This is a genomic window from Salipiger abyssi (genome assembly GCF_017311415.1).
Lineage (GTDB): Bacteria > Pseudomonadota > Alphaproteobacteria > Rhodobacterales > Rhodobacteraceae > Salipiger > Salipiger abyssi_A.
Genome location: NZ_JAEKIS010000006.1, coordinates 105,571 through 131,736 on the forward strand (window position 1 = coordinate 105,571; position 26,166 = coordinate 131,736).

At 67.3% G+C, this 26,166-nt stretch carries 29 protein-coding genes; 6 read left to right on the top strand and 23 right to left on the bottom strand.

Features of this window, described 5'->3' with window-relative positions; all coding sequences use genetic code 11:
- The first annotated feature begins 150 nt into the window (after positions 1-150).
- Together purD and I6N89_RS10165 are read left to right on the top strand one after the other, a co-directional pair.
- Positions 151-1,413, top strand: a complete 1,263-nt coding sequence (gene purD / locus I6N89_RS10160) for a phosphoribosylamine--glycine ligase (RefSeq protein ID WP_207018347.1) — start codon at positions 151-153, stop codon at positions 1,411-1,413.
- Positions 1,414-1,515: 102 nt separating this feature from the next.
- On the top strand, positions 1,516-2,232 hold the full coding sequence (locus I6N89_RS10165; RefSeq protein ID WP_207018348.1) for a hypothetical protein: 717 nt from the start codon (positions 1,516-1,518) through the stop codon (positions 2,230-2,232).
- 71 nt (positions 2,233-2,303) lie between these two features.
- Here the strand turns inward: I6N89_RS10165 and dps are convergent, their stop codons facing one another.
- The 3 genes from dps to mgtE form a co-directional block, all read right to left on the bottom strand.
- Positions 2,304-2,789: a DNA starvation/stationary phase protection protein Dps gene (gene dps, locus I6N89_RS10170; RefSeq protein WP_207018349.1), complete on the bottom strand. Its 486-nt coding sequence runs from the start codon at positions 2,787-2,789 to the stop codon at positions 2,304-2,306.
- 78 nt (positions 2,790-2,867) lie between these two features.
- Positions 2,868-3,455, bottom strand: coding sequence for a 5-formyltetrahydrofolate cyclo-ligase (locus I6N89_RS10175; protein ID WP_328805869.1), 588 nt, complete (start codon positions 3,453-3,455; stop codon positions 2,868-2,870).
- Complete coding sequence (gene mgtE / locus I6N89_RS10180) at positions 3,452-4,849, bottom strand: magnesium transporter (RefSeq protein WP_207018350.1); 1,398 nt, start codon at positions 4,847-4,849, stop codon at positions 3,452-3,454. The genes I6N89_RS10175 and mgtE overlap by 4 nt, the downstream gene beginning before the upstream one ends.
- A gap of 119 nt (positions 4,850-4,968) precedes the next feature.
- On the opposite strand from mgtE, the gene guaD reads away from it, so the two are divergent.
- Positions 4,969-6,252, top strand: coding sequence for a guanine deaminase (guaD, locus tag I6N89_RS10185; RefSeq protein ID WP_207018351.1), 1,284 nt, complete (start codon positions 4,969-4,971; stop codon positions 6,250-6,252).
- 266 nt (positions 6,253-6,518) lie between these two features.
- Here guaD and I6N89_RS10190 read toward each other — a convergent pair whose 3' ends face one another.
- From I6N89_RS10190 to I6N89_RS10210, 5 genes are all read right to left on the bottom strand, one after another.
- Entirely contained in the window at positions 6,519-7,058 is a 540-nt protein-coding gene (locus I6N89_RS10190) for a CAP domain-containing protein (RefSeq protein ID WP_328805870.1), read from the bottom strand.
- Positions 7,055-7,519, bottom strand: coding sequence for a CAP domain-containing protein (locus I6N89_RS10195; protein WP_236016541.1), 465 nt, complete (start codon positions 7,517-7,519; stop codon positions 7,055-7,057). Before I6N89_RS10195 ends, I6N89_RS10190 begins: the two co-directional genes overlap by 4 nt.
- A gap of 28 nt (positions 7,520-7,547) precedes the next feature.
- A complete protein-coding gene (locus I6N89_RS10200; protein WP_207018353.1) occupies positions 7,548-8,882 on the bottom strand; it encodes an 8-oxoguanine deaminase in 1,335 nt (444 codons plus the stop codon).
- Between the two features lie 154 nt (positions 8,883-9,036).
- Positions 9,037-9,840: an inositol monophosphatase family protein gene (locus I6N89_RS10205; RefSeq protein WP_207018354.1), complete on the bottom strand. Its 804-nt coding sequence runs from the start codon at positions 9,838-9,840 to the stop codon at positions 9,037-9,039.
- A gap of 55 nt (positions 9,841-9,895) precedes the next feature.
- Entirely contained in the window at positions 9,896-10,285 is a 390-nt protein-coding gene (locus tag I6N89_RS10210) for a helix-turn-helix domain-containing protein (RefSeq protein ID WP_207018355.1), read from the bottom strand.
- A 300-nt stretch (positions 10,286-10,585) separates the two neighbouring features.
- Here I6N89_RS10210 and I6N89_RS10215 point away from each other — a divergent pair, with 300 nt between their 5' ends.
- On the top strand, positions 10,586-11,551 hold the full coding sequence (locus I6N89_RS10215; RefSeq protein WP_207018356.1) for an NADPH:quinone oxidoreductase family protein: 966 nt from the start codon (positions 10,586-10,588) through the stop codon (positions 11,549-11,551).
- Between the two features lie 15 nt (positions 11,552-11,566).
- On the opposite strand, the gene I6N89_RS10220 is transcribed toward I6N89_RS10215, so the two are convergent.
- The 6 genes from I6N89_RS10220 to I6N89_RS10245 form a co-directional block, all read right to left on the bottom strand.
- The gene (locus tag I6N89_RS10220; protein ID WP_207018357.1) at positions 11,567-12,277 is read right to left on the bottom strand and encodes an alpha/beta fold hydrolase; all 711 of its coding nucleotides are present in this window, start codon (positions 12,275-12,277) and stop codon (positions 11,567-11,569) included.
- Between the two features lie 140 nt (positions 12,278-12,417).
- The gene (locus I6N89_RS10225) at positions 12,418-13,407 is read right to left on the bottom strand and encodes an ester cyclase (RefSeq protein WP_207018358.1); all 990 of its coding nucleotides are present in this window, start codon (positions 13,405-13,407) and stop codon (positions 12,418-12,420) included.
- A gap of 68 nt (positions 13,408-13,475) precedes the next feature.
- Positions 13,476-13,913 carry a VOC family protein gene (locus I6N89_RS10230; protein WP_207018359.1) on the bottom strand — a complete coding sequence of 146 codons (438 nt, stop codon included), beginning with the start codon at positions 13,911-13,913 and terminating at the stop codon, positions 13,476-13,478.
- Positions 13,914-13,922: 9 nt separating this feature from the next.
- A complete protein-coding gene (locus I6N89_RS10235) occupies positions 13,923-14,513 on the bottom strand; it encodes a histidine phosphatase family protein (protein WP_207018360.1) in 591 nt (196 codons plus the stop codon).
- The gene (locus I6N89_RS10240; RefSeq protein ID WP_207018361.1) at positions 14,510-15,250 is read right to left on the bottom strand and encodes an alpha/beta fold hydrolase; all 741 of its coding nucleotides are present in this window, start codon (positions 15,248-15,250) and stop codon (positions 14,510-14,512) included. The genes I6N89_RS10235 and I6N89_RS10240 overlap by 4 nt, the downstream gene beginning before the upstream one ends.
- Positions 15,251-15,403: 153 nt before the next feature.
- Complete coding sequence (locus I6N89_RS10245; RefSeq protein WP_076705403.1) at positions 15,404-16,144, bottom strand: YebC/PmpR family DNA-binding transcriptional regulator; 741 nt, start codon at positions 16,142-16,144, stop codon at positions 15,404-15,406.
- A gap of 186 nt (positions 16,145-16,330) precedes the next feature.
- Here I6N89_RS10245 and I6N89_RS10250 point away from each other — a divergent pair, with 186 nt between their 5' ends.
- Positions 16,331-17,065: a glutamine amidotransferase gene (locus I6N89_RS10250; RefSeq protein ID WP_207018362.1), complete on the top strand. Its 735-nt coding sequence runs from the start codon at positions 16,331-16,333 to the stop codon at positions 17,063-17,065.
- 66 nt (positions 17,066-17,131) lie between these two features.
- On the opposite strand, the gene I6N89_RS10255 is transcribed toward I6N89_RS10250, so the two are convergent.
- The 4 genes from I6N89_RS10255 to I6N89_RS10270 form a co-directional block, all read right to left on the bottom strand.
- Complete coding sequence (locus I6N89_RS10255; protein ID WP_207018363.1) at positions 17,132-18,910, bottom strand: SLC13 family permease; 1,779 nt, start codon at positions 18,908-18,910, stop codon at positions 17,132-17,134.
- Positions 18,911-19,054: 144 nt separating this feature from the next.
- A complete protein-coding gene (locus I6N89_RS10260; RefSeq protein ID WP_207018364.1) occupies positions 19,055-19,867 on the bottom strand; it encodes a TIGR00282 family metallophosphoesterase in 813 nt (270 codons plus the stop codon).
- Between the two features lie 68 nt (positions 19,868-19,935).
- Positions 19,936-20,514, bottom strand: coding sequence for a VCBS repeat-containing protein (locus I6N89_RS10265; RefSeq protein WP_328805871.1), 579 nt, complete (start codon positions 20,512-20,514; stop codon positions 19,936-19,938).
- A gap of 161 nt (positions 20,515-20,675) precedes the next feature.
- Positions 20,676-20,999: a 2Fe-2S iron-sulfur cluster-binding protein gene (locus I6N89_RS10270; protein ID WP_207018365.1), complete on the bottom strand. Its 324-nt coding sequence runs from the start codon at positions 20,997-20,999 to the stop codon at positions 20,676-20,678.
- 235 nt (positions 21,000-21,234) lie between these two features.
- On the opposite strand from I6N89_RS10270, the gene I6N89_RS10275 reads away from it, so the two are divergent.
- Positions 21,235-21,750, top strand: coding sequence for a peptidoglycan-binding domain-containing protein (locus tag I6N89_RS10275; protein WP_207018366.1), 516 nt, complete (start codon positions 21,235-21,237; stop codon positions 21,748-21,750).
- 104 nt (positions 21,751-21,854) lie between these two features.
- On the opposite strand, the gene I6N89_RS10280 is transcribed toward I6N89_RS10275, so the two are convergent.
- The 5 genes from I6N89_RS10280 to I6N89_RS10300 form a co-directional block, all read right to left on the bottom strand.
- Complete coding sequence (locus I6N89_RS10280; protein WP_207018367.1) at positions 21,855-22,046, bottom strand: DUF2065 domain-containing protein; 192 nt, start codon at positions 22,044-22,046, stop codon at positions 21,855-21,857.
- Positions 22,043-22,927, bottom strand: coding sequence for a protease modulator HflC (hflC, locus tag I6N89_RS10285; protein ID WP_207018368.1), 885 nt, complete (start codon positions 22,925-22,927; stop codon positions 22,043-22,045). The genes I6N89_RS10280 and hflC overlap by 4 nt, the downstream gene beginning before the upstream one ends.
- 1 nt (position 22,928) lies before the next feature.
- Entirely contained in the window at positions 22,929-24,074 is a 1,146-nt protein-coding gene (gene hflK, locus I6N89_RS10290; RefSeq protein ID WP_207018369.1) for an FtsH protease activity modulator HflK, read from the bottom strand.
- A 70-nt stretch (positions 24,075-24,144) separates the two neighbouring features.
- Positions 24,145-25,602: an FAD-dependent oxidoreductase gene (locus I6N89_RS10295; protein WP_207018370.1), complete on the bottom strand. Its 1,458-nt coding sequence runs from the start codon at positions 25,600-25,602 to the stop codon at positions 24,145-24,147.
- Positions 25,603-25,681: 79 nt separating this feature from the next.
- The gene (locus I6N89_RS10300; protein ID WP_207018371.1) at positions 25,682-26,161 is read right to left on the bottom strand and encodes a lectin MOA-related protein; all 480 of its coding nucleotides are present in this window, start codon (positions 26,159-26,161) and stop codon (positions 25,682-25,684) included.
- Positions 26,162-26,166: the final 5 nt, after the last annotated feature.

Genomic DNA, 26,166 nt, shown 5'->3' on the forward strand with positions numbered 1-26,166 from the left:
GACGGGTGAGGGAAAGAGCCGGAGGGGCGCGGGGGGGGAGCCGGGCTCCCCCCGCGCCCCCCTCGGCACCGACCTGGAGTTGCGGAATGCCGCAAGCGCCGCTAGAGACCTCGGCAAGAGCGACGGGCACGGGCGAAAGGCGGCAGGACGATGAACATCCTCATTCTCGGCGGCGGCGGGCGCGAACATGCGCTGGCCTGGGCGGTGATGCAGAACCCCAAATGCGACAAGCTGATCGTGGCGCCGGGCAATGCCGGCATCGCGCAGATCGCCGAATGCGCCAAGCTCGACATCAAGGACGGCGGCGCGGTGGTAGAATTCGCCGGGGAAAACGCCATCGACCTGGTGATTATCGGCCCCGAGGCGCCGCTTGCCGCCGGGGTTGCGGACGCGCTGCGCGATGCGGGCTTTCCGGTCTTCGGACCGTCGCAGGAGGCGGCGCGGCTGGAGGCCTCGAAGAGCTTCACCAAGGAGATCTGCGACGCGGCGGGCGCGCCGACGGCGGGTTACGGGCATTTCACCGATGCGGCGAGCGCCAAGGCCCATGTGCGGGCCGAGGGCGCGCCCATCGTGGTCAAGGCCGACGGGCTGGCCGCCGGCAAGGGCGTGATCATCGCCGAGACGGTGGCCGAGGCCGAGGCCGCCATCGACGACATGTTCGGCGGCGCTTTCGGCGGCGCGGGCGCCGAGGTGGTGATCGAGGAGTTCATGACCGGGGAGGAGGCGTCTTTCTTCCTGCTGGTCGATGGCGAGGACGTGCTGCCCATCGGCACCGCACAGGACCACAAGCGCGTGGGCGAAGGCGATACCGGGCTCAATACCGGCGGCATGGGCGCCTATTCCCCCGCCCCGGTGCTCTCGGACGCGGTGGCGCAAAAGGCGCTCGACGAGATCATCAAGCCCACCATGGCCGAGATGGTGAAACGCGGCACGCCTTATAGTGGCGTGCTTTATGCCGGGCTGATGATCGAGAACGGGCAGCCGCGGCTGGTGGAATACAATGTGCGCTTCGGCGATCCCGAATGCCAGGTGCTGATGATGCGGCTCGGCGCGCAGGCGCTGGATCTCATTCAGGCCTGCGCCGAGGGGCGTCTGGCAGAGGCACAGGTCAACTGGGCCGAGGATCACGCGATGACCGTGGTGCTGGCTGCGAAGGGCTATCCCGGCAGCTATGAGAAGGGCACCGCGATTGGCGGGCTGGGCGCGCTGACCGAGGACAGTTTCCACCAGATGTTCCATGCGGGCACCTCCGAGAAAGACGGCAAGGTGGTGGCCACGGGCGGCCGGGTGCTGAACGCCACGGCGCGCGGCGCGACGCTGGCCGAGGCGGCGGAACGGGCCTATGCGCTGGTCGATGCGGTGGACTGGCCTGAGGGCTTCTGCCGGCGCGATATCGGCTGGCGGGCGCTCTGACCCGCTGAGCGGGCTGGACGGCGCCTTGACGGCGCCGTGCGGGGGCGCTGCCCCCACGGCGCGGGGTGAAACGCCCCGGCGAATCCACGGGAATGTCCGCGAATGGCCGTTTTCTCCCGCTATGGCTGGGTGCGAGAGCAGCCGGACGGGGCAAAGATGCGCACAGGTCTCAAGATGATTGCGGCGGCGGGGGCGATACTGGTCGCCTTGCCGCTGCTGAAGGACGCGCAGGGCGGACCGTCGCTCTGGCATCGCGCCGAGGCCGCGCAGCGCAATGCCGGGATCGAGGAGGCGCTGGTGCCGCGTGCGCCCTATCAGGCGGGGCTGATGCCGGCGCGCCGCAGCACTGTCAACGAACACGAGATGCGTGCCTTTGCGCGGTTCCGCGTCGAGGCGCTGGTGCTGTCGCGGCACGATTACCGCTTTGACCGCACGGCCGGGTTCAGTTCCACCGATCTCGCGCTCGGCTGGGGGCCCATGTCGACCCCGGCGCGGGTGGAGGAGGTGGAGATCAGTCAGGCGCGGCGGTTCTATTACTGGCGCCCGAAGCCCGGCGCGCAGCTTTCGGCGCGGCAGATCAGGACCTCCAGCGCCAATATGCATCTGGTCTTTCAGAGCGACGCGCAGCGCGAGGCGCTGAAGCAGATCGGCAAGGGCGATCTGGTGGTGATCGAGGGCTATCTCGTCGATGTGAAAGCCCCGAGCGGCATGCGCTGGCGCAGCTCGCGCACACGCAACGACGCGGGCGCCGGGGCCTGCGAGATCATCCTGGTGGAGACGATCCGGCGGGTGGAGCCTGAGGTTGAGAAGGCGGTCTGAGCCGTGCAATGCACGAAAAAAAGGCGGCACCGGGTACAGGCGCCGCCCACTGGTCGTAGCTCCGGGGCCGCTCAGGCGGCCTTGGCGCTGTTCGAACCGATGAACCATGCGTCTTTCTCGGCGGTGCGGCTGACCTCGGTGAAGAGATCGGCGCTGTCTTCGTCGCCTGCTTCGCCGGCGGCATCAACCGCCTCGCGCAGCTTGGTGGTGTAGGTGTTGAAGCGGCTGACCAGCGCCTGCACATGATCTTCAAGCGCCACGATTTCGGTCGGATAGGGTTCGAGCGTGGTCTTCTCGGCCACGGTCTGCGAGCTGCCGCGGGCGAACCCGCCCATCATCGACACGCGCTCGGCCATCATGTCCGAGCCCTCGCGCAGGTGGTCGGCGACATCGTCGAGCATCTCGTGCACGCCGATGAAACCGGTGCCGCGCAGGTTCCAGTGCGCTTGCTTGACGGCGTTGCCGAGGTCAATCGTGTCGGCGAGCCGGTCGTTCAGCAGGCCGATCATCTCGTTGCGGGCGTTCTCGTTCAGAAAGGGAACAAAATTCTGTGGCATGTGTAACTCCAATCGTCACGTGTGTCTGTCTGCATCGCGCATCCCGGCGTGTTGCCGGGTTCCGCCAGACAAACGCGATCAGAGCCGGGGCGGTTCCGAGATGCGCGGCGAAATCACCTCGCGCTCGGTGACGATGAGGTCGAGCGGCTGGTCGTAGGGATCGAAGGGCAGCGCCTCCGCCTCCTGCGCCGCATAGGCAAAGCCGATGGCCAGCGCCGCGCCCTGCCCGCGCAGCAGCGCCAAGGTACGGTCGTAGAAGCCGCCGCCATAGCCCAGACGCCCGCCGGCACGGGTGAAGGCGACCAGCGGCACGATCAGGATCTCGGGCGTGACATAGGCCGGCGCGGCGGGGATGCGCGCGCCGAAAGGCCCGTCGACCAGCGGCATCTCGGGCTCCCAGAACGCAAAGCGCAAAGGCTCGCCCGGTCCGGTGATGACCGGCACCGAGACCGGGCCATAGGCGGAGGCCTCGGCCATGGCGGGCAGCGGGTCGATCTCGGTGCGGATCGGCATATAGCCCGCCAGCGGCACGCCGCGATGGCCCGCCAGCAGCTCCGAGAGCCGCCCCGCGCCGGTGCCGGGATCGGCGGCATGGGCCTCTTTGCGCCGGGCGAAGGCTGCCTTGCGCGCCGCCTGCTTGGCCCCGGCCAGCGGATCGGCGCTCACAGCAGCACCAGCACGGCGAGGCCGAGGAAGGCGAAGAAGCCCACCACATCGGTCACCGTGGTCACGAAGGCGCCGGAGGCCAGCGCCGGGTCGACCTTGAGCCGCTCCAGCACCACCGGGATGACGATGCCGGCGAGCCCCGCCACAACGAGGTTGATCACCATCGCTGCGGCGATCACCCCGCCGAGCTGCGCCGAGCCGAACCAGAACAGCCCCACCAGCCCCATCACCAGCGCAAAGACCAGCCCGTTCACCAGCCCCACCATGACCTCGCGGCGGATCACCCGCCAGACGTTGGAGCCGGTGAGGTCCTTTGTGGCCAGCGCCCGCACCGCCACGGTCAGCGCCTGGGTGCCGGCATTGCCGCCCATGGAGGCGACGATGGGCATCAGCACCGCCAGCGCCACGATCTGGGCGATCGCGGTCTCGAACTGGGCGATGACCAGCGAGGCGAGCACCGCCGTCAGCAGGTTCACCGCCAGCCAGGGAAAGCGCTGTTTGGTGGTCTCCAGCACCGTATCCGAGAGCCGGCTTTCCTCGCCCACACCGGCGAGGCGCAGGATGTCTTCCTCGTGCTCCTCGTCGAGCACCGCCATGGCGTCGTCGATGGTGATCACGCCCACCAGCCGCTCGCTCTCGTCGACCACCGGCGCCGAGATCAGGTGATACTGGTTGAAGGCATAGGCGACCTCGCCCTCGTCGCGGGTCACCGGGATGACGTGGAAGGTTTCCGAGATCAGCGAGCGCAGCAGCACCTCGCGGCGCGAGGCCATCAGCCGGCCGAGCGTGACATTGCCCACCGGGCGCAGCTTGGGATCGACCAGCACGATGTGATAGAATTGCTCGGGCAGATCCTCGGTGTTGCGCAGATAGTCGATGGCCTCGCCCACGTTCCAGTGCTCGGGCGCCATCACCACCTCGCGCTGCATCAGGCGGCCAGCGGAGAATTCCGGATAGGTCAGCGATTTCTCGACGGCGACCCGGTCGCTGTTGTCCAGAACCTCCAGAATCGCTTCCTGCTGGGCCTCGTCGAGATCTTCGAGCAGGTCGACCACATCGTCGGATTCCAGCTCGCGCACAGCCTCGGCCAGAACCTCCGGGTGCAGCGCGTGGATCACCTCCTCGCGGATCGATTCGTCGAGCTCGGACAGGATTTCGCCGTCGAATTCCTTGTCGTAGAGCTTGATCAGACGCATCCGGTCGAAGGCGTTGATCTGCTCCAGCATGTCGGCGATGTCGGCGGCGTGCAGCGGCTCCATCAGCTCCACGAGCTTTTCGCGGTCGCCGATATCCACCGCATAGAGGATCGCCGCCACATCCTTGCGCTGAAGGCTGTAGGCGTCGTCTTCGTCGCGTTCTTCGTCCGGGACGGCCTGTTCGGTCTCTTCGGTCATCGCTGCTCCGCTGCCTGCCGTTTGGCCAAAGCTTAGGATATCGCGGCGCCGAGCAACAGGGCGCATTGCGCTCGAGCGCAGCGCCCGCCACAGTGTCTTGCGCCGCATAAGGGGGACGCATGGCAACGCTGCATCTGGGACAGATCCTGAGCTTCGACGGCTCGCCCTTCGAAGACGGCCACGATGCCGTCTGGCACGAGCGCCATGGCGGCATGGTGGTCGAGGGCGGCAGGATCCTCGCGCTCGGGCCGGCGGAGGCGATGCGCGCCGCCCATCCCGGCGCCACGGTGGTGGATCATGGCGCGGGGCTGCTGCTGCCCGGCTTTGTCGATGCGCATGCGCATTACCCGCAGACCGGCATGATCGCGAGCTGGGGCAAGCGGCTGATCGACTGGCTGAACCATTACACCTTCCCCGAAGAGATGCGCTTTGCCGATCCCGCCTATGCGCGCGAGGTGGCGGGGCGCTATCTCGACCTGCTGCTGGCGCATGGCACCACCTCGGTCTGTTCCTATTGCACGATCCATCCCGGCTCGGTCGATGCGCTGTTCGAGGCCGCTGAGACGCGCGGCATGCGGGTCTTTGCCGGCAAGACCTGCATGGACCGCGACACCGCGCCCGAGGGGCTGCGCGACACGGCGCAATCGGCCTATGACGACAGCAAGGCGCTGCTTGCACGCTGGCACGGGGTTGGCCGCGCGTCATACGTGATCACGCCGCGGTTTTCGCCGACCTCCACCGTGGCGCAGCTCGAAGCGCTGGGGGCGCTCTGGGCGGAGCATCCGGATTGCCTGATGCAGACGCATCTCAGCGAGCAGACCGACGAAATCGCCTGGGTGAAATCGCTCTACCCGGAGGCGCGCGATTATCTCGACACCTATGAACGCTACGGGCTGCTGGGCGCCCGCGGGCTCTACGGCCACGCGATCCATCTGGAGCCGCGCGAGCGCGACCGGCTGCGCGAGACGGGCGCGGCGCTGGTGCATTGCCCGACCTCGAACACCTTCATCGGCTCGGGGCTCTTCGACATGGAGGGGCTGACGCGCGAGGGCCAGGTGGTGGGGCTCGCCACGGATACCGGCGGCGGGTCGAGCTTTTCCATGCTGCGCACCATGGCGGCGGCCTATGAGATCGCGCAGCTCCGCCACCGGCCTTTGCACGCCTCGGAACTCCTCTGGCTGGCCACGCAGGGCTCGGCCCGGGCGCTGCATGTCGCGGACCGGATCGGCAATCTGGCGCCCGGGATGGAGGCGGATTTCATCGTGCTCGATCTGGCGTCGACCCCGGCCATCGCGCAGCGCAGCGCCCGGGCCGGGGATATCTGGGAGGCGCTGTTTCCCACCATCATGATGGGCGACGACCGCGCCATCGCCGAGACCTGGGTGGCGGGAACGCGGGTGTGAATGCCGGGTTTTGACGGTGCGGTGGGCAGATTTGCCCTCTTTGCGGTAAGCCGCGCCATCGCCGGCCCGTGGGTTGGCGACCTGGCCGATGAGCCTCTCGATTTATCCCGGCCAAATCCGAAAGACCTCGACATGCGGCGTTGACGTCACCAAATCGCCAGCCCGGGGGACGGGCCGGCGATGGCGCGGCGGCGCGGTGCGCCTTGATTCCGCGCCGGCGCAACGCTCAACCGTAGGGTGGACAATCTGCCCACCGCATCCGCGCCCTATTTCCGGCGCGCCACCAGCAATACCCAATATTGCCCGGAGCGCCCGATGCCGTATTCGGTGACCTCGCGCAGGCGCAGCGTCTTGCGATGCGAAGGCGACTCGTCCCAGCCCTCCAGCACCGTGGCAAAGCCGCGCGCCGTCCAGCCGGCGTTTTCGGCCACCCGCGCCGCGTCATAGCCCTGCGCGCGCACCCGATCCAGGATCGAGCTGCCGTCGGAGCCGACATGCCCCACCGTGCCGCTCCGCGCCATGTCGCTTGCATGGGCTTTGGCAGCGGCAACAAGGCGCGGCGACCGCGACAGGCGCGGCAGCCCATGCGCCGCGCGATAGTCGTTGACCGCGCGGTCCGGATCGACCGGCGCGTCGGGCGTTCCGTCCGACATTCCGTATTTGTAATACAGCGGCGTGTCCGCCGTGGCGGCGGATGCCGCCGCCGGCGCCGCGCTTGCCTGCCCATCGTTGCGTACGTCGATCCCGGCACAGCCCGCGAGCCCCAAGCAGATCAGCGGCAGCAGGCACTTTCCCTCTGCCCTCACCGTGGCCGCCCCACGACCAGCGCCCAGTAATCACCAGACTGCGCCAGCCCGTATTGCGTCACATCCGGCAGCAGCATGTTCTTGCGGTGCGGTGCCGAAGCGATCCACAGCTCCATCACCCGGTCGGCGCCGCGCCCGGTCTCGGCGATATTCTCCGCCACCCGGCGAAAGCGGTAGCCCTGCTGCTTGACCCGATCGCCGACGCTGCTGCCGTCCGAGCCCGTATGGGTCATGTCGCCCATGCGCTCCATATCCCGCGCGTGTGACTCCGCCGCGCGCTGCAAGGCCGCAGACCGGCTCAGCCCGGACAGCCCGTTGGCGGCGCGATACGCGTTCAGCGACGGTGTCGCGGCCTGCGCGGCCGCACCCTGGCTCGCCACCGCCGGTGTCGGCGCCTGCTCCGGCACCGCCGACGCACAACCCGAGGCCAGCAGCGCGAGCCCGATCAATAGTCCTCGCATGGCTCTCATCCTCTTCACCATGTTCCCTTCAAACCACAAGCGCACGGGCCAGCGCCTCCTGCCGCGCCAGCGTCGCGCCCATATCAATCGCTGTAAGCTGCCCGTCGCGCACCACCTGCCGCCCCTCGACAAAGAGATGCCGCACCCTTTGCGGGCCGGCCAGCAGCAGCGCCGCCTTGTCCCAGCTGCCCGCACTCTCGACACCGGTCACGTCCCAGAGCGCCAGATCGGCGCGCTTGCCAAGCGCGATCTGGCCGCAATCGTGCCGGCCCAGCACCTCGGCGCCGCCCCGCGTCGCAAGCCGCAGCGCCTCGCGCGCACTCATCGCATCGGCGCCGCGCGTGACCCGCTGCAACAGCATCGCCTGCCGCGCCTCGGCCATCAGGTTCGAACTGTCATTGCTGGCAGAACCGTCGACACCCAGCCCCACCGGAACACCCGCATCCACCATCGCCCGAACCGGCGCGATGCCCGATCCGAGCCGGCAGTTCGAGCAGGGGCAATGCGCCACTCCGGTGCGGGATTTTGCAAAGAGATCAATCTCCTGTCCATCGAGCTTCACGCAGTGCGCGTGCCAGACATCGGGGCCGGTCCAGCCCAGCTCCTCGGCATATTGCCCGGGCCGGCAGCCGAACTGCGCCTGACTATAGGCGATATCCTCGTCGTTCTCAGCCAGATGGGTGTGCAGCATCACCCCCTTGTCGCGCGCCAGAAGCGCCGAGTCGCGCATCAGCTCGCGGCTCACGGAGAAGGGCGAACAGGGCGCGACGCCGACGCGGATCATGGCGCCCTCGGACGGGTCGTGAAAGGCGTCTATGACGCGGATACAATCCTCCAGGATCGCCGCCTCACCCTCCACCAGCGCGTCCGGCGGCAGGCCTCCGTCGCTCTCGCCAATGCTCATCGCACCGCGCGTGGCGTGAAAACGCAACCCGATCTCCAGCGCCGCGTCGATGGTGTCGTCGAGCCGCGCGCCGTTGGGGTAGAGGTAGAGATGATCCGAGGTCAGCGTACAGCCGCTGAGCGCCAGTTCCGCCAGCCCGGTCAGCGCCGAGATCCGCATCTCCTCCGGCCCGAACCGCGCCCAGATCGGATAGAGCGTCTGGAGCCAGCCGAAGAGCAGCGCATCCTGCCCGCCGGGCACCGCGCGGGTCAGGGTCTGGTAAAGATGGTGATGGGTGTTCACCAGCCCCGGCGTCACGACGCAGCCGCCCGCCTCGACGATCTCGCCCTGCGTCGTCAGCCCCTGCCCGATCTCGGCGATAACCCCGTCGCGCAGCCGCAGATCGGCGCCGACCAGTTCGTGGCCCGCATCGTCCATCGTCAGGATGCTATGAGCGTTGCGGATCAGCGTTTCCGTCATGGCGAAGGCTCCAAGGGTAACGACGTCAGCGTGACCGGTCGCGCAGCGAAAGAAAAGACCCGGCCAATGCGCGCGCCGGCGAAAATCCTCCCATTGCCCGGCAGGCGGCAATACCAGCGTAGGGTGGGCAATCCTGCCCACCGCCCGCTGCGCCTCAGGCGCCTGCCAGCACCGCCAGCGCATCTGCGTGTAGCTCGGCATTCGCCGCCGCCACTGCGCGCCCGCCCGCATGGACCGGGCCGCCCTCCCAATTGGTGACGATGCCGCCCGCCGCCTCGATCACCGCAATCGGCGCCTGGATGTCATAGGGGTGCAGCCCGGCCTCGATCACCAGATCGATCTGCCCCGCCGCGAGCAGCGCATAGGCATAGCAATCCATGCCGTAGCGCGTGAGCCGCGCGCGGTCTTTCACGCGCTCGAAGGCGAGCCGGTCGGCCTCGGTGCCGACCTCGGGAAAGGTGGTGAAAAGGATCGCCTGATCGAGCCCGCGCGGTGGGCGCGTGGCGAGCGCAGACGCGCCCAGCGGGCCCGTCATCTCGGCGCGCCCGAGCCCGCCGCAAAAGCGCTCGCCGGTATAGGGCTGGTCGATGATGCCGAGGCGCGGGCCGGTCTCGTCCGATAGCGCCGCCAGCACGCCCCAGGTGGGCGTACCGCTGAGAAAGCCACGGGTGCCGTCAATGGGATCGAGCACCCAGGTCAGCCCGGTGCTGCCGCTGCTGCTGCCGAGCTCTTCGCCAAGAATACCGTCCTGCGGCCGGCGCTCTGCAAGCACCGCGCGCATGGCAGCCTCGGCGGCGCGGTCGGCAACGGTGACCGGATCGAACCCGTCTTCTAGCTTGTTTTCAGCGTTCAGGGTGCGGGACCGGAAATGCGGCAGAATCGCCGCGCGCGCCGCATCCGTCAGCGCGTGCGCCGTGTCCCAAAGTTCGTTTGCCAGCCCCGTCGAAATCTCGGCCATTGCGCCCCCTCCACCTGTCGGTCCTGCGACCGCCTAGCGCAGCAGGGGCAAAGGCTCAAGCGACGTCGGAAAGAACCCGCGCCAGCTCGAACAGGCGGCGGCGCTGATTTTCGGGGATCGCGTAGTAGGAGCGCACCAGGTCGAGCGCCTCCTTGTCGCCGAGAATGTCGGCGGGCATCGCGGCGGCGGGTGCGGCGGGCGCATCCTCGACCGCGGCATCCTGCTCGTTTTCGAGCCCTTCGAAGAAGAAACTCACCGGCACGTCGAGCGCGTCGGCGATATCCCAGAGCCGGGAGGCGCTGACGCGGTTCGCGCCGGTTTCGTATTTCTGGATTTGCTGGAACTTGATCCCGACATGTTCGGCAAGCTGCTGCTGGGTCATGCCCACCAGCCATCGGCGGTGGCGGATGCGTTTGCCCACATGGACGTCGACGGGATGCGTCATCGGATGTTCCTTCTACCACACCCCGCGCAGGGGGCGACTATTTCTCCACGCGCCACGAAGCGCACCTTCTCCGAACGCGCGACCCACACGATCGAGAACCCGTTTTCCCGGCTGACGCGACGCTACATCGGGTTAACGAGCAAAATCAAGTATTTTGCGCCCCTAGCGATAAACAGGGTTAATTACATGCACCCCGCGGTTGCAAAGGTTAACAAATCGTTAGAAAATTTTGCCTTGACCGTGGGAATTGGTTCCATGCCGGAATAAAACCCAGCCGCTGCCGATTGCCGAGGAATAATGATGCGCGCCCTTCATCTAACATCGCATGAGTCGCCCCCCGCCTTCACAGATCTGCCGGAGGAAACGCCCGGGCCGGGTCAGATCGGCCTGCGCATTTCCGCCTGCGGACTGAACTTCGCCGACCTGCTGATGATGACGGGAAAGTACCAGGACACGCCCGCCCTGCCGTTCACGCTCGGACTGGAGGTGGCCGGCACGGTCGAAGTGCTCGGCGACGGCGTCACCGGGCTCGCGCCGGGCGACCGGGTGGCGGTCTATGGCGGTCATGGCGGGATCGCGGAATATGGGGTTTTCGACGCCACGCGCGCGGTCAGGATGCCCGCCAGCATGACGCCAGAGGACGCGGCGGCCTTTCAGATCGCCTATGGCACCAGCCATCTGGCACTCGGTCACCGGGCGCGGCTGCAACCGGGCGAGACGCTGCTGGTACTGGGTGCCGCCGGCGGGGTCGGGCTGACGGCGGTGGAGATCGGCAAGCTCATGGGCGCCACGGTGATCGCCTGCGCGCGCGGGCCGGAAAAGCTCGAGATCGCGCGGCAGGCCGGGGCCGATCATCTGATCGACGCCAAGACCGACGATATCCGCGCGGCGGTGAAGGCGCTCGGCGGCGCGGATGTGGTCTATGACGCGGTGGGCGGCGCGCAGTTCGAAGCCGCCTTCCGCGCCTGCAAGCCCGAGGCGCGGCTGCTGAGCATCGGCTTTGCCAGCGGCGATGTGCCGCAGATCAAGGCCAACCACCTGATGGTCAAGAACCTCACGGTGATGGGGCTTTACTGGGGCGGCTACCTGACCTTCGCCCCCGAGCTGCTGACAGGCTCGCTGGCAGAGCTCTTTACCTGGTACGAAGAGGGGCGGATCAAGCCCCATATCAGCCATGTGCTGCCGCTCGCGCGCGCCGAAGAGGGGCTGGAGCTGCTGCGCAGCCGCAAATCCACCGGCAAGGTGGTGATCCGCATTCCCGAATAGCCCGGCGCGCGCCGCTCAGCGCAGCAGAAGCGGCTCGGCCATCCAGGTCCGGATCGCGGCGCTCACCGCGTCCGGCGCCTCCAGCGGCGGTAGGTGCCCCGCCTCCTCGATCACAGCGAGCCGGGCGCCGGGGATGAGCTCGGCGAGAAAGGCCTGGCGCTTGACCGGGTAGAGCTGGTCATGGGCACCGCAGAGCACCGTCACCGGCACGCGCATTTTGCGCAGCGCGCTCTGCTGGTCGCGGCGTCGTTGCAGCACGCGGATCTGCCGCACGAACACCTCCAGCCCGAGCCCGTCGGCCATATCCGAGAGCATGGCGAGGATCTCGCCCCGGTAGGGCCCGGGCGCGAGGCTGTCGGATGGAAAGAGCGCGCGCACCGCCTCGTCGAGCCGCCCGGCCCGTGCCTTGATGATCAGCGGATCGCGCTCCGCCGCCTGCTGCGGCGTCTCGGCCAGTGGCGTGGTGTTCATCAGCATCAGCCGCAACACCCGATCCGGCGCCCGCCGTTGCAGCTCCATCGCGACGATGCCGCCAAGCCCCAGCCCGGCCAGCGCAAAACGCTGCGGCAGCACATCGAGCAGCCCCGAGGCCACTTCCTCGACCCGTTCGCCGCCGGAGACCGGCGCCACCATCACCGCCATCTCGCGCGACAGATCGGCGATCTGCGGGCCAAAAACCCGCGCGTCGCACATCAGATCGGGCAGCAGGACGAGCGGTTCAGCCATGCCGCCCCGCGATACCGTCTTCCCGCCCCAGTAAGGCGCCCGACATGTCCTGCCCCGTTTTTCTGCTCTGCCTTGCGCGGAATCCTATCAGAGCGCACGGCGAGGAAAAGCGGGAAAGCGCCGAGGGCTGTGGAGCGGCGTTACTCCGCCGCGACGGCCCGCGCGAGCGGGGCGGCGTGGCGCGGATCGTGGATCTGCATCCAGACCGCCGCCTCGTCATAGAGTGTCCATTCCCGGCGCAGGCCGGAGGGGCCGAATTCCGCGTGGCTGATCCCCATCACATGCACCTCCGCCCCTGTCGGGCGGCCAAAGGCGCCCCAGCCGCTGTGCCGCCCGCTCAGCGACCAGCGCAGCGCGGCGCGTGGCGGCAGAAGCCGGTCCTCGCGCCCGATGCGGTGATGGATGACGAAGCGCGCATCGGGAAAAGCCGCGCGCAGCCCGAACCAGAAGCGCTCCGCCCCGGCCGGCCCCTGCGCCGCCACGCCGCCGGGATAGGCAAGCCGCGCCGCCGGATCGTATTGCGCCGGGATCTCGGAGAAGCCAGCCGCCATGATCCGCTCGAGCAGCGCGGCAAAGGCCATGCCCCAGTGATTGCCGTTGCCCTGACCGGTATAGGGGCCGGGCTGGTCGATACCGGGATGGAACGGCCCGCCCTCGGGATCCAGCCAGGCGGCGCGCTCGCGCGCCCAGTCGGAGACGCGCAGCCCGAGCTGGCGCAGGATCGCGCCGCTGTCGCGCAATGCCCAGATCTCGCTGATCCGCCCATCCTTGGCATAGATATCGGCCATGGCGCGAAACCGCAGCCGCCGCCCGCTCGGCGCCCCGAAGGCGCCGGCACCGTCATGGCTGCCCTGCATCAGCAGCCGCTGCGATCCCAGCAAACCAATCCGCGGCGCGCCGGAGCAGATCGCATCCTCCGCCCGCACCGCGAGATCGGGCAGCGCCGCCAGCAGCTCCACCGCCTCGGCGCGGATCGCGCCGGCGCCAAAGCCCATGGCCTGTGCCTGCCGGTGAATGAGCTGCGGATGGCAGATGCCTACCAGCCCGGCATCGAGCGCCCGCTCGGTCCAGAGCGTCTCTGCCATGGCGCGCAGAAACGCCGGGTAGTCCTCACCGTGCTGTCCCTGCATCGCGCCCTCCTCCATGACTGGCGCGGTCAGTGTCATCCGGGAATGGTTAGCAAAGCGTTTCCGGCGCTCTAGGCCTCGCCGTAGCCGTTCCAGCGAAACGCTCCGTCCTCCTCGCGCAGCGGCGAAAACGGATTGTGGGCGATTTCCCAGATATGGCCCTCGGGATCGGCGAAATAACCGTGATAGCCGCCCCAGAAGACCTCCTGCGCCGGCTTCAGGATGCGCGCTCCCGCCGCCTCGGCGCGGCTCAGCAGCGCGTCGACCTCCTCGCGGCTGCGCAGATTGTGTGCCAGCGTCAGCGCGCCGTGGCCGAGCTCTTCGACTGGCACACCGATATCCTCCGCCAGCGCATGCAGCGGGTAGAGCCCCAGCGTCTGGCCCAGCAGGTCAAAGGCGATCACCCCGTCGGGGCTGTCAGCGCGGACCCAGCCCAGCGCCTCGTAAAACGCCGTCGCGCGCGCCATGTCGCGCGCGCCCAGCGTGATCAGGCTTACTCTCGGCTCCATTGCATCCTCCTAGCGTTCGTCCCACGCCACCTGTTCCATCGGCACCCAGCCCTCGACCAGCCGCCAGCCCGGCAGCGCAATACGCAGCACATTGCCGCCGCGCGCCCGCTGATCGTGAATGCGCGAGATTTCCGCCCCCAACAGATGTGCCCGCAGCAGCGCGCCGACCCCGCCATGGGCGATCACAGCGACATCGCCCTCGCGGTCCCGCTCGCGCGCCTCGATCTCGTGCAGCGCCGCAACTATGCGCGCTTGCGCATCCACCGCGCGCTCCCAGCCGCGCACACTTTCCTGCGGTCGGGCAAAGAACGCATCCGCCATCGCTTCGAATTCCGGCCCGGGTAGATAACCCGTGGCGGATCGGTCGTTTTCATGCAAAATTTCAATAACCTGCGGGGTGACTTCGATGCATTTCTCTAGAATATCGGCGCCGTCGCGCGCCTTGCGCTCGCCGCTGCAATAGATCGCCGTCACGCCCGTGCAACGCTCCGAAAACGCCTCGTGTCGCGCTCGGCCCTTGTCGGAGAGGCCCCAGTCCGGCACCGGCACGCCCGGGTCGATCTGCACCTCCGCATGGGAGATAAAAAGCAGCTCCTTCATCCGCCGATCTCCGCAATCGCCGCCTCGATCATCGCCAGATTGTCGGGCTCGGAAAAGCGGTGATCGGCGCCCTTCACGAAGCTCAGCCGCAGATCCGGGCTGTCGATATGATCGAAAAGCCGCAGCGCGGTCTCGCGGGTCACCGCCTCGTCGGCGCTGCCCTGCATCAGACGCACCGGGAAGGGCATGGGCAGCGGCGCGCGCAGCACCAGATTTTCACGCCCGTCCTCGATCAGCCGCCGCGTCACCGCATAGGGATCGCCATAGGCGGAGGGCAGATAGGTCACGCCCTCCTCCATCACCTTGCGGCGCTCCTCGTCCGAGAAGCCGGCCCAGAACCCGTCCTCGGTGAAATCCGGCGCCGCGGCAATGCCGACAAAGCCCGCGACGCGCCCGGCCAGCCGCTGCGTCAGCAGGCTGCCGATCCAGCCGCCCATGGAAGAGCCCACCAGCAGCAGCGGCCCCTCGGTCGCCGCCTCGATCACCGCCTGCGCATCCGCCGCCCAGTCGCCGATGCAGCCCTCTTCGAACACTCCGCCCGATTGCCCGTGGCCGGAATAATCCAGCCGCAGATAGGCCCGCGCGCGCGCCTTCGCCCAAGCTTCCAGATGCACCGCTTTGGTGCCCTCCATGTCGGATTTGTAGCCCGAGAGGAACACTACGGTCGGACCGTCTCCGGGCGTGTGGGCATAGGCGAGGCGGGCATTCGGCCCGTCGAGATAGGCGGTGTCGGCCATGGCGGAGGGCTCCTTCGTCGCTTGGCGCGACTGTGCCCCCGCACCGCCTAAAGATGCAACCGGGTTTCGCCGCCCCCCGCCACCGGCGACGCAAAACGGCCCGGGAGCGCGCGTCTCCCGGGCCGTCATGTCCGTGTCGTCACAAGCGCCCGCTCAGAGCTGCGCCATGACCTCGTCGGAGGCTTCGAAATTGGTGGTGACGCGCTGTACGTCATCGTCGTCCTCGAGCGCATCGACCAGTTTCATCAGCGTCTGCATGGCGTCGAGATCGAGCTCGGTGGTGGTACCCGGCTTCCAGATCAGCTTGGTGCTTTCGGATTCGCCGAGTTCGGCCTCGAGCGCGTTGGAGACCTCGTTCAGATCGGTATCGGCGCAATAGATGACATGGCCGTCCTCGGAGCTTTCCACATCCTCGGCACCGGCCTCGATCGCCGCCATCATGACGGTGTCGGCATCGCCCGCATCCGCCGGGTAGACGATCTCGCCCTTGCGCTCGAACATGAAGGCCACCGAGCCGGTCTCGCCGAGATTGCCGCCGTTCTTGGTGAAGGTCGAGCGCACGTTGGAGGCGGTGCGGTTGCGGTTGTCGGTCATCGCCTCGACGATCACCGCCACGCCATTGGGGCCATACCCCTCATAGCGGATCTCTTCGTAATTGTCGCCCTCGCCGCCGGACGCCTTCTTGATGGCGCGCTCGATATTGTCCTTGGGCATGGACTGGCTCTTGGCTTCCTTGATGGCAAGCCGCAGACGCGGGTTCTTGTCGGGATCGGGGTCGCCCATTTTGGCGGCGACGGTGATCTCCTTGGAGAATTTCGAGAAGAGCTTCGCCCGGACCGCGTCCTGACGGCCCTTGCGGTGCTGGATGTTTGCCCATTTGGAATGGCCGGCCATGGTGCCTCTTGCCTCGTCGGAAAACTTCGGAATATCGCACCGCGCTATAGCCCAGAGCGTGGCTCTGCCGCAAGCCCGTCCGGCCCCGCCGCGCCCGGCCTTTCATCTTTCCGGCAAATACTCCTGCCTGCGCGCGCCACGAGCGCCCCCTTCCCCGAGGCGCGCAACCGGGGTAAAGCCGCCTGCATGAGCCGTTTCCTGATCCTCCAGCTGCGCCCCGAGACCGAGGCCAGCGACGACGAATTCGCCGCCTTCCTGCGCAAGGGCGGGCTGAGCGCGGCACAGGTGCACCGCATCCGCCTCGATTGCGAGCCGCTGCCCAAAGGGCTCGACCCGCGCGATTATGCGGGCGTGATCGTCGGCGGCGGGCCAGGCTGCGTCTCGGACCCGCCGGAACGCAAATCCCCCGAAGAGGCGCGGATCGAGGCCGCCTGCCTGTCGCTGATGCCGGCGATCACCGGCGCGGATGTTCCCTTCCTTGGCTGCTGCTATGGCATCGGCATCCTCGCGCACCATCTCGGCGCCGAGGTCAGCAAGGCGCGCTATGGCGAGCCGGTGGGGCCGGTGCGCTGCGACAAGACCGAGGCGGGCGGGCGCGATCCGCTGCTCGACGGGCTGCCCGACGGGTTTGACGCCTTTGTCGGGCACAAGGAGGCGGTCCAGCACCTGCCCGCCGGCGCGGTGCATCTGTTGCGCTCGGCGCCCTGCCCCTTCCAGATGATCCGCCACGGGCAGAACGTCTATGCCACGCAGTTTCACCCCGAGGCAGACGCGGCTGGCTTTGAAACGCGCATCCGCATCTACCGGCACAAGGGCTATTTCGACCCGTCCGAAGCCGATGACCTGATCGCCATGTGCCGCGCCTCCGAGGTCACCTGGCCCGAGCGGATCCTGTGGAATTTCGTCCAGCGCTATGGCTGAGCCGCAAAAATTTTCATCCGAAAATTTTTCTCCCAAGATTTTTCGTACGAAAAATCTTGGGGCAGCTCACAAAGGCCAGATCAGCGGGATTACCAGCGCGGATAGCACCCCCACGCTCAGGTTCAGCGGCACGCCGACCTTCAGAAAATCCGAGAACCGATAGCCGCCCGGACCATAGACCAGCGTGTTCGTCTGATACCCGATTGGCGTCGCGAAACTGCAAGAGGCCGCCACCATCACCGCCACCACCAGCGGGCGCGGGTCGATCCCCAGCGCCTGCGCCAGCGAGATCGCGATGGGCGTGACCACCACCGCCACCGCATTGTTGCTCACCGCCTCGGTCAGCACAGAGGTCAGCAGGAACACCGCCCAGACCAGCAGCGGCGCCGGCAGCACCTCCATCAGCGGCGCCACGGCATTGACGATCAGCGCGACCGCGCCGGAGGCGTCCAGCGCCGCGCCGATGGCCAGCATGGCGAAGATCAGCGCCAGAAGCTGCCCCTCGACAAAGGAAAACGCCTCGTCCGCGTCGATGCAGCGCGCCAGCAGCACCACCGCCACCGCGACCACCGCCAGCGCCAGGATCGGCGCCACGCCGAGCGCCGCCAGCACCACGATCCCCGCCATGGCGCCGATGGCGATGGGCGCGTGTCCGCGACGGAAGGCCCGCGCCGAGGGATGCGACACATCCACCAGCTCCAGCTCGTCGGCGAGGCGCTTGATGTCCTCGGGCGAGCCCTCCAGCAGCAACGTATCGCCCACGCGCACCACCAGATCGTCGAGCTTGCGGCCGATATTCTGGTTCCGCCGATGCACCGCCAGCGGGTAGACCCCGTAGCGCCGGCGCAGGCGCAGCGCGCCGAGACTGCGCCCCACCATCTTGCAGCCGGGCGTGATCAGCACCTCGACCGTGGTGGTCTCGCGCGCCGAGATCTGGTCCACCCGCTTCAGCGACTTGTTGCGCTGAAGGCTGAGCAACTCGGTCATCTGCGTGCGCAACACCACCCGGTCGCCGACCTCGAGCACCACGTCCTGCAATTCGCGGCGCAGCGATTCATCGCCGCGCACCACATCGACCAGCCGAACCCCCTCGCGCTTGAAGAGCTGCACCCCCAGCACGTCGCGGCCGATGAGGTTCGATTCGGGCGGAATCACCGCCTCGGTGAAGAACTTCATCCGCGAACGATCCGAGAGCATGCCTGCCATGGAATGCCGCTCGGGCAGCAGGAACCGCCCCGCGACGACCAGATAGAACATCCCCCAGGCCACGAGGATCAGCGCCAGCGGCGTGACCTCGAAGATGGTGAATGGCTCCAGCCCCTGGCTGCGCGCCACGCCGTCGACAAGCAGGTTCGTCGAAGTGCCGATCAGCGTGGTGGTGCCGCCGAGGATCGCGGCATAAGAGAGAGGGATCAGCAGTTTCGAGGGCTGCACCCCCAACACCTGAGAGATCTGCACGAAGATCGGCAGCATCATCACCACGACGGGGGTGTTGTTCATAAAGGCCGAGGCGATCAGAACCACCACCATGATCACCGCGATGGCCCGTCGCGGACGCCGCGCCACCTCGCTCTGGGCAAAGGTCGCAAAGGCGTCGAGCGCCCCGGTGCGCACCAGCGCCCCCATCACGATGAACATTGCCGCGATGGTCCAGGGCGCCGGATTCGACAGCACATCGAGCGCAGCGTCGTAGGGCAGCGCCCCCAGCGCCAACAGCACCGCCACCCCGCCGATCGCCACAACCTCCGTTGGATAGCGCTCGCGGACGAATAGCACGAACATCGCGATCACGGTCGCAATGGTCACCCAGGCCTGCGCGGTCTGGCTCAATGCAATGAACTGCATATAGGAATAGCCTGTTTCTGCCCAACCCGGCGCATTCTGGCGACGCACCGCCGTTCTTGCAAGCGCGGCGAGGACGCAGGCCCGCGCCGCAAGCCCCTGAGCGATTTCGCGAGACGATCCGTGCAGATGCTCAGGAAACCGGCGTCAGGGCCCCGCCTGCTCCAGCCGACCGCCCTGGCGCACCATCTTCACGGTGACCGCCTTGCCGGTGCGGTCGTCGGTCTCGACGAAAACGCCGCAGAGCGTGGCCTCTCCCAGCGCCGGCTGATAGCGCCCCTTGCTCATGCCGGTGACGAACCGGCGCATCGGTTCGACCTTGTCCATGCCGATGACCGAATCGTAGTCGCCGCACATGCCCGCATCCGAGAGCAGCCCGGTGCCCCCGGGCAGGATCTGCGCGTCGCCGGTGGGCACATGGGTATGCGTACCGACGACAAAGCTCGCCCGGCCGTCGCAGAAATGGCCCATCGCCATCTTTTCCGAGGTCGCTTCGCAATGCATGTCGACGATGATCGCCTGCGCCATGCCGCCCAGCGGGTGACGGCGCAGCACATCGTCCATGGCCGAGAACGGATCGTCGAAGGGGCGCTTCATAAACACCTGTCCCAGCACCTGGGTCACCAGCACCTTGCGCCCGCGCCGGTCGGCGAAGAGCCCCAGCCCGCGCCCCGGCGCCTGTTTGGCATAGTTCACCGGGCGGATCACCCGGGGCTCGCTTTCGATGAAGCCCATCATGTCCTTCTGGTCGAAGGCATGATCGCCGAGTGTCACCACATCGGCGCCCGCCGCAAGCAGCAGCTTGGCATGCTCGCCGGTCAGTCCGGCGCCGTTCGAGGCGTTCTCGCCATTGACCACGACGAAATCGAGCTTCCACGCGTCACGCAGCCCCGGCAGCCTGTCTGAAATGGCGGCGCGCCCGGCGCGACCCACCACATCTCCTAGAAATAACAATCTCATGGATCAATCCGTAAGCGCGCGGGCGGCGAAAGCAAAGCCCGATTTGCGCGCGTCCCGTCCGGGCGGCCTTAGCGACAGTCCATCGCGGCGCGCAAAGCCACCGCGCCATAGGGGCCTATTGCGCGGGTCTCGACCTTTCCGCCGCTGAGGCGCGAGGCCATGAGCCGACGCCAGTCCGCATCCGCCGTGATCATCTCCGGCCCCTGCCCGCAATCGCGCAGACCGCCTTCGATATAGTCCCAGCCGATGCGGTGATTGGTCAGCCCCGGTCGTTCGGCAACGGCGCGCAGCGCGGCGTCGCCGGGAACATAGCGCCAGATGCGCAGGGTCTTGGCGAGGTGCGGCCGGTCGATATAGGCGAGCTCGATCCGCCCGTCACCATCCAGATCGCCCGCCCCCACCGGCGCCAGCCAGCGGTTGCGCCGGCCGATGAAGGGCGCGGCCGCAAGCAGCCCTTCCCCGGTATAGAGTGCCAGACGCGCGCCGCGCGAGAGATCGCTCTCGACCACCATCGCCGCCATGCTGCCGCCGAGATCGACAAGCCGGGGCGACACATCCTCGAAGACCCGGGTATGCGGCAGGCGGATCACCACATCGCGCCGCGTGCCATCCTCGGACAGCCGCAGCCGCAGCGCGCCCCATTCCACCGCATCGCCAAGAACGCCGTGATCGTAGCGCGTCGTGGGCTCCAGATACTCCGCCGCGATCAGCTGCGGCGCGGCTTCGGCGCCCTCAAAGGTCAGAAACAGCCCGAGCGCCAGCCCCGCGCCGCGCGCGAGGCCGGAGCGGAGAGACCGGGCAATGCGCCTCAGATCTGTTTCTCCGGCATCTGCACGACCAGACCGTCGAGCGCGTCGCTCACCTTGAGCTGACAGGTCAGGCGCGAGCGCTCGGGATCCGGCTCGAACGCGAAATCCAGCATGTCCTCTTCCATCTCCTCCTTGCCGGGCAGCTTGCCCACCCAGTCAGGATGCACATAGACGTGGCAGGTCGAGCAGGCGCAGGCGCCGCCGCAATCGGCTTCGATGCCCGGAATGCCGTTGTCGCGCGCGCCTTCCATCACGGTCAGCCCCGTGGGCACGTCCACCACATGTTCCGTGCCGTTGTGCTCGATATAGGTGATCTTCGCCATTGCCTCGTCGCTCCGTCGTCTCGTCGTCAGCCACCTACCTATGCAGCAAGAACGCGCCGCGCCAGTCCCTTCGCGGCCACTCGGGCGCCCGGATACGCGCTTTTCGCCAAAAATGCCGCAGACCGGCGCGGGCGGCCGCTCAAATCACGATCGCTTGCGCACATGGCTTTTCCCTCCCCAGCAAAGCCGCTACGCTGCGTCGAAAAGCCCCGCCCGGATACGAAGGCTCGAGCAGATGTACCGCACCCCCTGCCTGATCGCCGCGATGGCGCTCGCCCTTGCCGCGTGCGAGGCTCCGTCCGACGACAGCGCCGACTGGCCCGGCGAGGCGCCGCCGGCGCCGGAACAGCTGGCGGACGGCACCTGCTGGGCGCGTGAAGTGACACCGGCGATCTACGAGCATGTCATGGGCGAGATTCAGGTGGTGCAGGCGGAGATCGCCGAGGACGGCACGGTGATCCGCCCGCCGGTCTATCGCCGGGCGCCGGTGCCGCGCGTCGTCAAGCCGCGCGGAGAGCTGCGCTTCGAGACCCCCTGCCCCGATCAGACCACGCCCGAGCTCATCTCTTCGGTGCAGCGCGCTCTGGCGGCGCGTGGCTATTTCAGCAGCAGCGTCAGCGGGCGGATGGATGCGCCGACGCGGGCGGCGATCCGGAAATATCAGAAGGAGCGCGGGCTCGACAGCGCGCAGCTTTCGCTGGAAACCGCGCGCTCGCTGGGACTGATCGCAACGCCGCTGGACGAGCTTTGACGGACGGGATCCGCGAACGGTGGGCAAATTGCCCACCCTACATCTTCCGACGAACGGATTTCGGCACGCGGTGGGCAAATTGGCCCTAAGCCAGGCCGAACCCGCTAGCCGCGAAAGATCCAGAGCAATAACAGCCCCGTGACGATGGTCAGCAGGCCGAGAGTGCGCCGCGCTTCCAGCGGCATCATGCGCAGCGCCTCCAGCAGACGCTCCACAAGCGAAGGGGCCAGTGCATAGACCAGCCCCTCGATGATGAGGACCAGCGCGATCCCCGTTCCGATATCGGTCAGCGTCAATTCGCCCCCGGCGTGCCCTGGTTCTTGAAGTATTCGAAGAACTCGCTGTCCGGCGTCATCACCAGCGACGAGTTGCTGCCCTCGAGCGCCGTCTCATAGGCCTGAAGCGAGCGGTAGAAGGCAAAGAACTCCGGATCGGCGCCATAGGCCTCGGCAAAGATGCTGTTGCGCTCCGCATCCGCCTCGCCCCGGATCACGTTGGCGTCGCGGTCGGCCTCGGACTGGGTTTCCACCACCGTCCGGTCTGCCAGCGCACGCACCCGCTGCGCCGCCTCGTTGCCGCGCGCGATCTCGTCGGCGGCTTCGCGTTCGCGCTCGGCACGCATCCGGGCGAAGGTGGCTTCGAGGTTCTGCGACGGCAGGTTGGTCTGCTTGAGCCGCACATCTACCACGTCGAGCCCCAGCGACAGCGCCGAGGAGCGGGCATTGTCGCGGATGCGGTTGGAGAACTGCCGGCGGTCGGCCGAGAGGATCACGTCCGAGGTCACCTGATCGGCGCCCAGAACCTCGCGGATCTGCGCGTTCAGGATGCCGGAAAGACGATCCTCGGCGGTGCGCACACCGCCCACGCCGACGGCCTGGCGAAACTGCACCACATCGGCGATGCGGTAACGCGCGAAGGCGTCGACCACCAGGCGGCGGTCATCCGAGGGCGTTACCTCAATGGTCTCGGTGTCGAGCGACAGGATGCGGTCGTCGTATTTGACCACCTCCTGAATGAAGGGGATCTTGAAGGCGAGCCCCGGCTCTTCCTTGACCGATTTGATCTGGCCGAATTGCAGCACCAGCGCCTTTTCGCGCTCATCCACCACGAAGACGGAGGAGAGCACGATCACCAGCGCAATCACCAGCGCCGGGACGATAAAGGTTGTCTTGCGCATATCAGTTATCCCCCGTCGTCGTGCGGCTGCGGTTCAGCTCGTTGAGCGGCAGATAGGGCACAACACCGCCCTCGCCGCCGGTCAGGCTTTCGTCGAGGATGGTCTTGTCGACGCTGCCCAGCACGCGCTCCATAGTCTCCAGATAGAGACGGCGGCGGGTAACCTCGGGCGCCTTGGAATATTCCTCGCGCACGGCAGAGAAACGGCTGGCCTCACCGACCGCTTCGTTGACCACGCGGGCGCGGTAGCCCTCGGCCTCTTCGCGGATCTGCGCCGCCTGGCCGCGCGCCTCGGCCACCACACGGTTGGCATAGGCATCGGCCTGACGTTCCAGCCGGTCGCGCTCCTGCTCGGCGGCCTGCACCTCGCGGAAGGCGTCGATCACCTCGCGCGGCGGGTCGGCGGTATCGAGGTTGATCCGCACCACGCTGATGCCCGACTCGTATTCGTCGAGCGTCGCCTGGATCTGCTCCATCGCGGTATCGGCGATAATGCCCCGGTCGCGGTTGAGGATCGGCGCCAGGTTGCTGGCTGCGATGATCTCGCGCATGACCGCCTCGGACACCGCCTGAACCGTCAGCTGCGGATCGCGGATGTTAAACAGCAGCTTGGCCGGATCGTTGATGTTCCAGACCACCTGAAACTCGATATCGACGATATTGGCGTCGGTGGTCAGCATCAGCCCATCGGCGGAATTGCCGCGCCCGGCGCCGATGGTCTCGGTGCGCTCGGAGGTCACGTTCACTACCTCGGCGCTGACCAGCGGCCAGGGTGCAAAGTTCAGGCCCGGGTTGCCCGTCGCGCTGTACTTGCCGAGGAACAGTTCGACTGACTGCTCTTCGGGCTTCACGGTATAAAAGCTCATGTAGCCCCAGAGACCCAGCGCAACCAGCGCGGCGATGCCGATGGTGCCCTTGCTGAAGCCGGGCCCGCCCGAGCCGCCGCCCGAATTCGAGCCGCCGCCATTTTTGCCGCCGCGCCCGCCCATGAGCACGCGCAGACGCTCCTGGCCTTTTTTCACCAGCTCGTCGATCTCGGGGATCTGCGGTTCGTCGGGCCGGCGCCCACCGCCGCCGCCGCCATTGGGCGGCCGCTCGCCGCCCCTGTTACCACCGCCGCCCCAGGGGCCGCCGCTGTTTCCTGCCATGAAGCCTTTTCCCTTCCCGTAAAACGCTGTCGTCCTGTCCCGCTTTTACCTGTGCATTTTGCGCAGGGATTCAAGCGCTCCGAACCGGTTTGCGCATGGTCACGATCTCTTCCGACATGGTCGGATGCACCGCGACCGTGCGGTCGAAATCTTCCTTCGTGGCGCCCATCTTCACCGCGATGCCGGCAAGCTGGATCATCTCGCCCGCCCCCGGCGCGACGATATGACAGCCCAGCACCTTGCGCGTCTCCTTCGACACCACGAGCTTCATCATCACACGGTCCGAGCGTCCGGCAAAGGCCGTCTGCATCGGGCGGAAGGAGGTGGAGTAGATCTCCACCGGTTCCTGTTCGCGCGCCTCTTCCTCGCTGAGCCCCACCGTGCCGAATTCCGGCTGGGTGAAGACGGCGGAGGGGATCAGCTCGTGATCGACCGGCGTCGGGTTGCCCTTGAAGACGGTCTCGACAAAGGCCATGCCCTCGCGGATCGCCACGGGGGTGAGGTTCACCCGGTCGGTCACGTCGCCGATGGCATAGATCGACGGCACCGTGGTCTGGCTGTACTTGTCGACCTCGACCTCGCCCTTGCGGCCGAGCTTCACGCCGATCTCTTCCAGCCCCATATCCACGGTGTTGGGCGCCCGCCCGGTGGCAAAGAACACCGCGTCGAAGACCCGAGCACGGCCATTGGTGGCCTTGACCCAGATCGGCCCGCCGCGCTCGCCGCCCTCTGGGTGCATCGCGGGATCCTCGTGCATCGGGGTGCCCATGGGAATGCGCCCGTCCGGATGCCCTTCAAGATCCTCTTCGGTTGCGCAGCGCATCTCGACGATATCGGTGCCCAGATGCAGATCGATGCCGCGATCCTTCATGCTATCGGCGATCAGGCCGCGCGCCTCCTCGTCGAAACCGCGCAGGATCTGTGCGCCGCGATAGATCTGCGTCACCTCGACGCCCAGCCCGTTGAGAATACAGGCGAATTCGCAGGCGATATAGCCGCCGCCGACGATCAGAATGCTTTTCGGCAGCTCCGGCAGGTGGAAGATATCGTCGCTGACGATCCCCAGATCGGCATTCGGCAGATCGGGCCGCACCGGGCGCCCGCCGGTGGCCAAGAGGATATGCTTTGCGGTGAAGGTCTCGCCGGTCGAAAGCTCCACCGTGTGCGGATCCTTGACCGTGGCGCGGGCATCGAAACTGTCGACGCCGGAGTTTTTCAGCAGCGAGCGATAGACGCCTTCCAGCCGGTCGAGCTCGGTATTGAGACTGTCCTTGAAGCCCTTCCAGTCGAAGGCGCCTTCCTTGAGATCCCAGCCGTAATTGCGCGCGTCCTGCACCACCTCGCCATATTCACTGGCAAAGACCATCAGCTTCTTGGGCACGCAGCCGCGGATCACACAGGTGCCGCCATAGCGGTCTTCCTCGGCCAGCCCCACCTTGGCATCGGCCTCGCCCGCCGCGACCCGCGCCGCGCGCACGCCGCCGGAGCCGCCGCCGATGACGAAGAGATCGTAGTCGAAATCGCTCATAGCTCTTACCTCGCAATCATCGAGCGAGGTATTTCACATCGAAAAAAGGATGGCCAGCCGATCCGGGTCTGCGGCGCGCTCAAACCATGAGCAGATTGACCCGGTCGCCGCTCTTGGAATAGCGCCGCATGGCGTCGTCCAGCGGCTTGTCCCGCAGATCCTGCGGCTCGACCCAGTAGAGCTTTTCGTCATCGGCCAGGATCACCCAATTCAATGCATGATAGAGGTTCTGCCCGAAGGCCGCGAACCGCCCCCAGCCCAGCCCGAGCGCAAGCGGCAGATCGCGGCGACGCTCTGCGCGATACCAGTCGCAGACCAGCCCCTTGAAGATAAACGCGTAATCGTCGCAATCGAAGCGCCCGTCTTGACTGTACTCGTCGCCCCCCGGCATCCGGGGGCGCAGAAGATCGACGATCTCGGTGAACCTCTTCGCAGTCGGAAGCTCCATTTTGGGGTCGGAGGCCTGGACCAGCGTCTGCGCGAAGGGCGCGCCCGGCATCGGCCGCATGTGCAGCCGCGCATAGCGCGCCAGGTTGTCGCTGGTGATCGTCAGGGCCATGACGC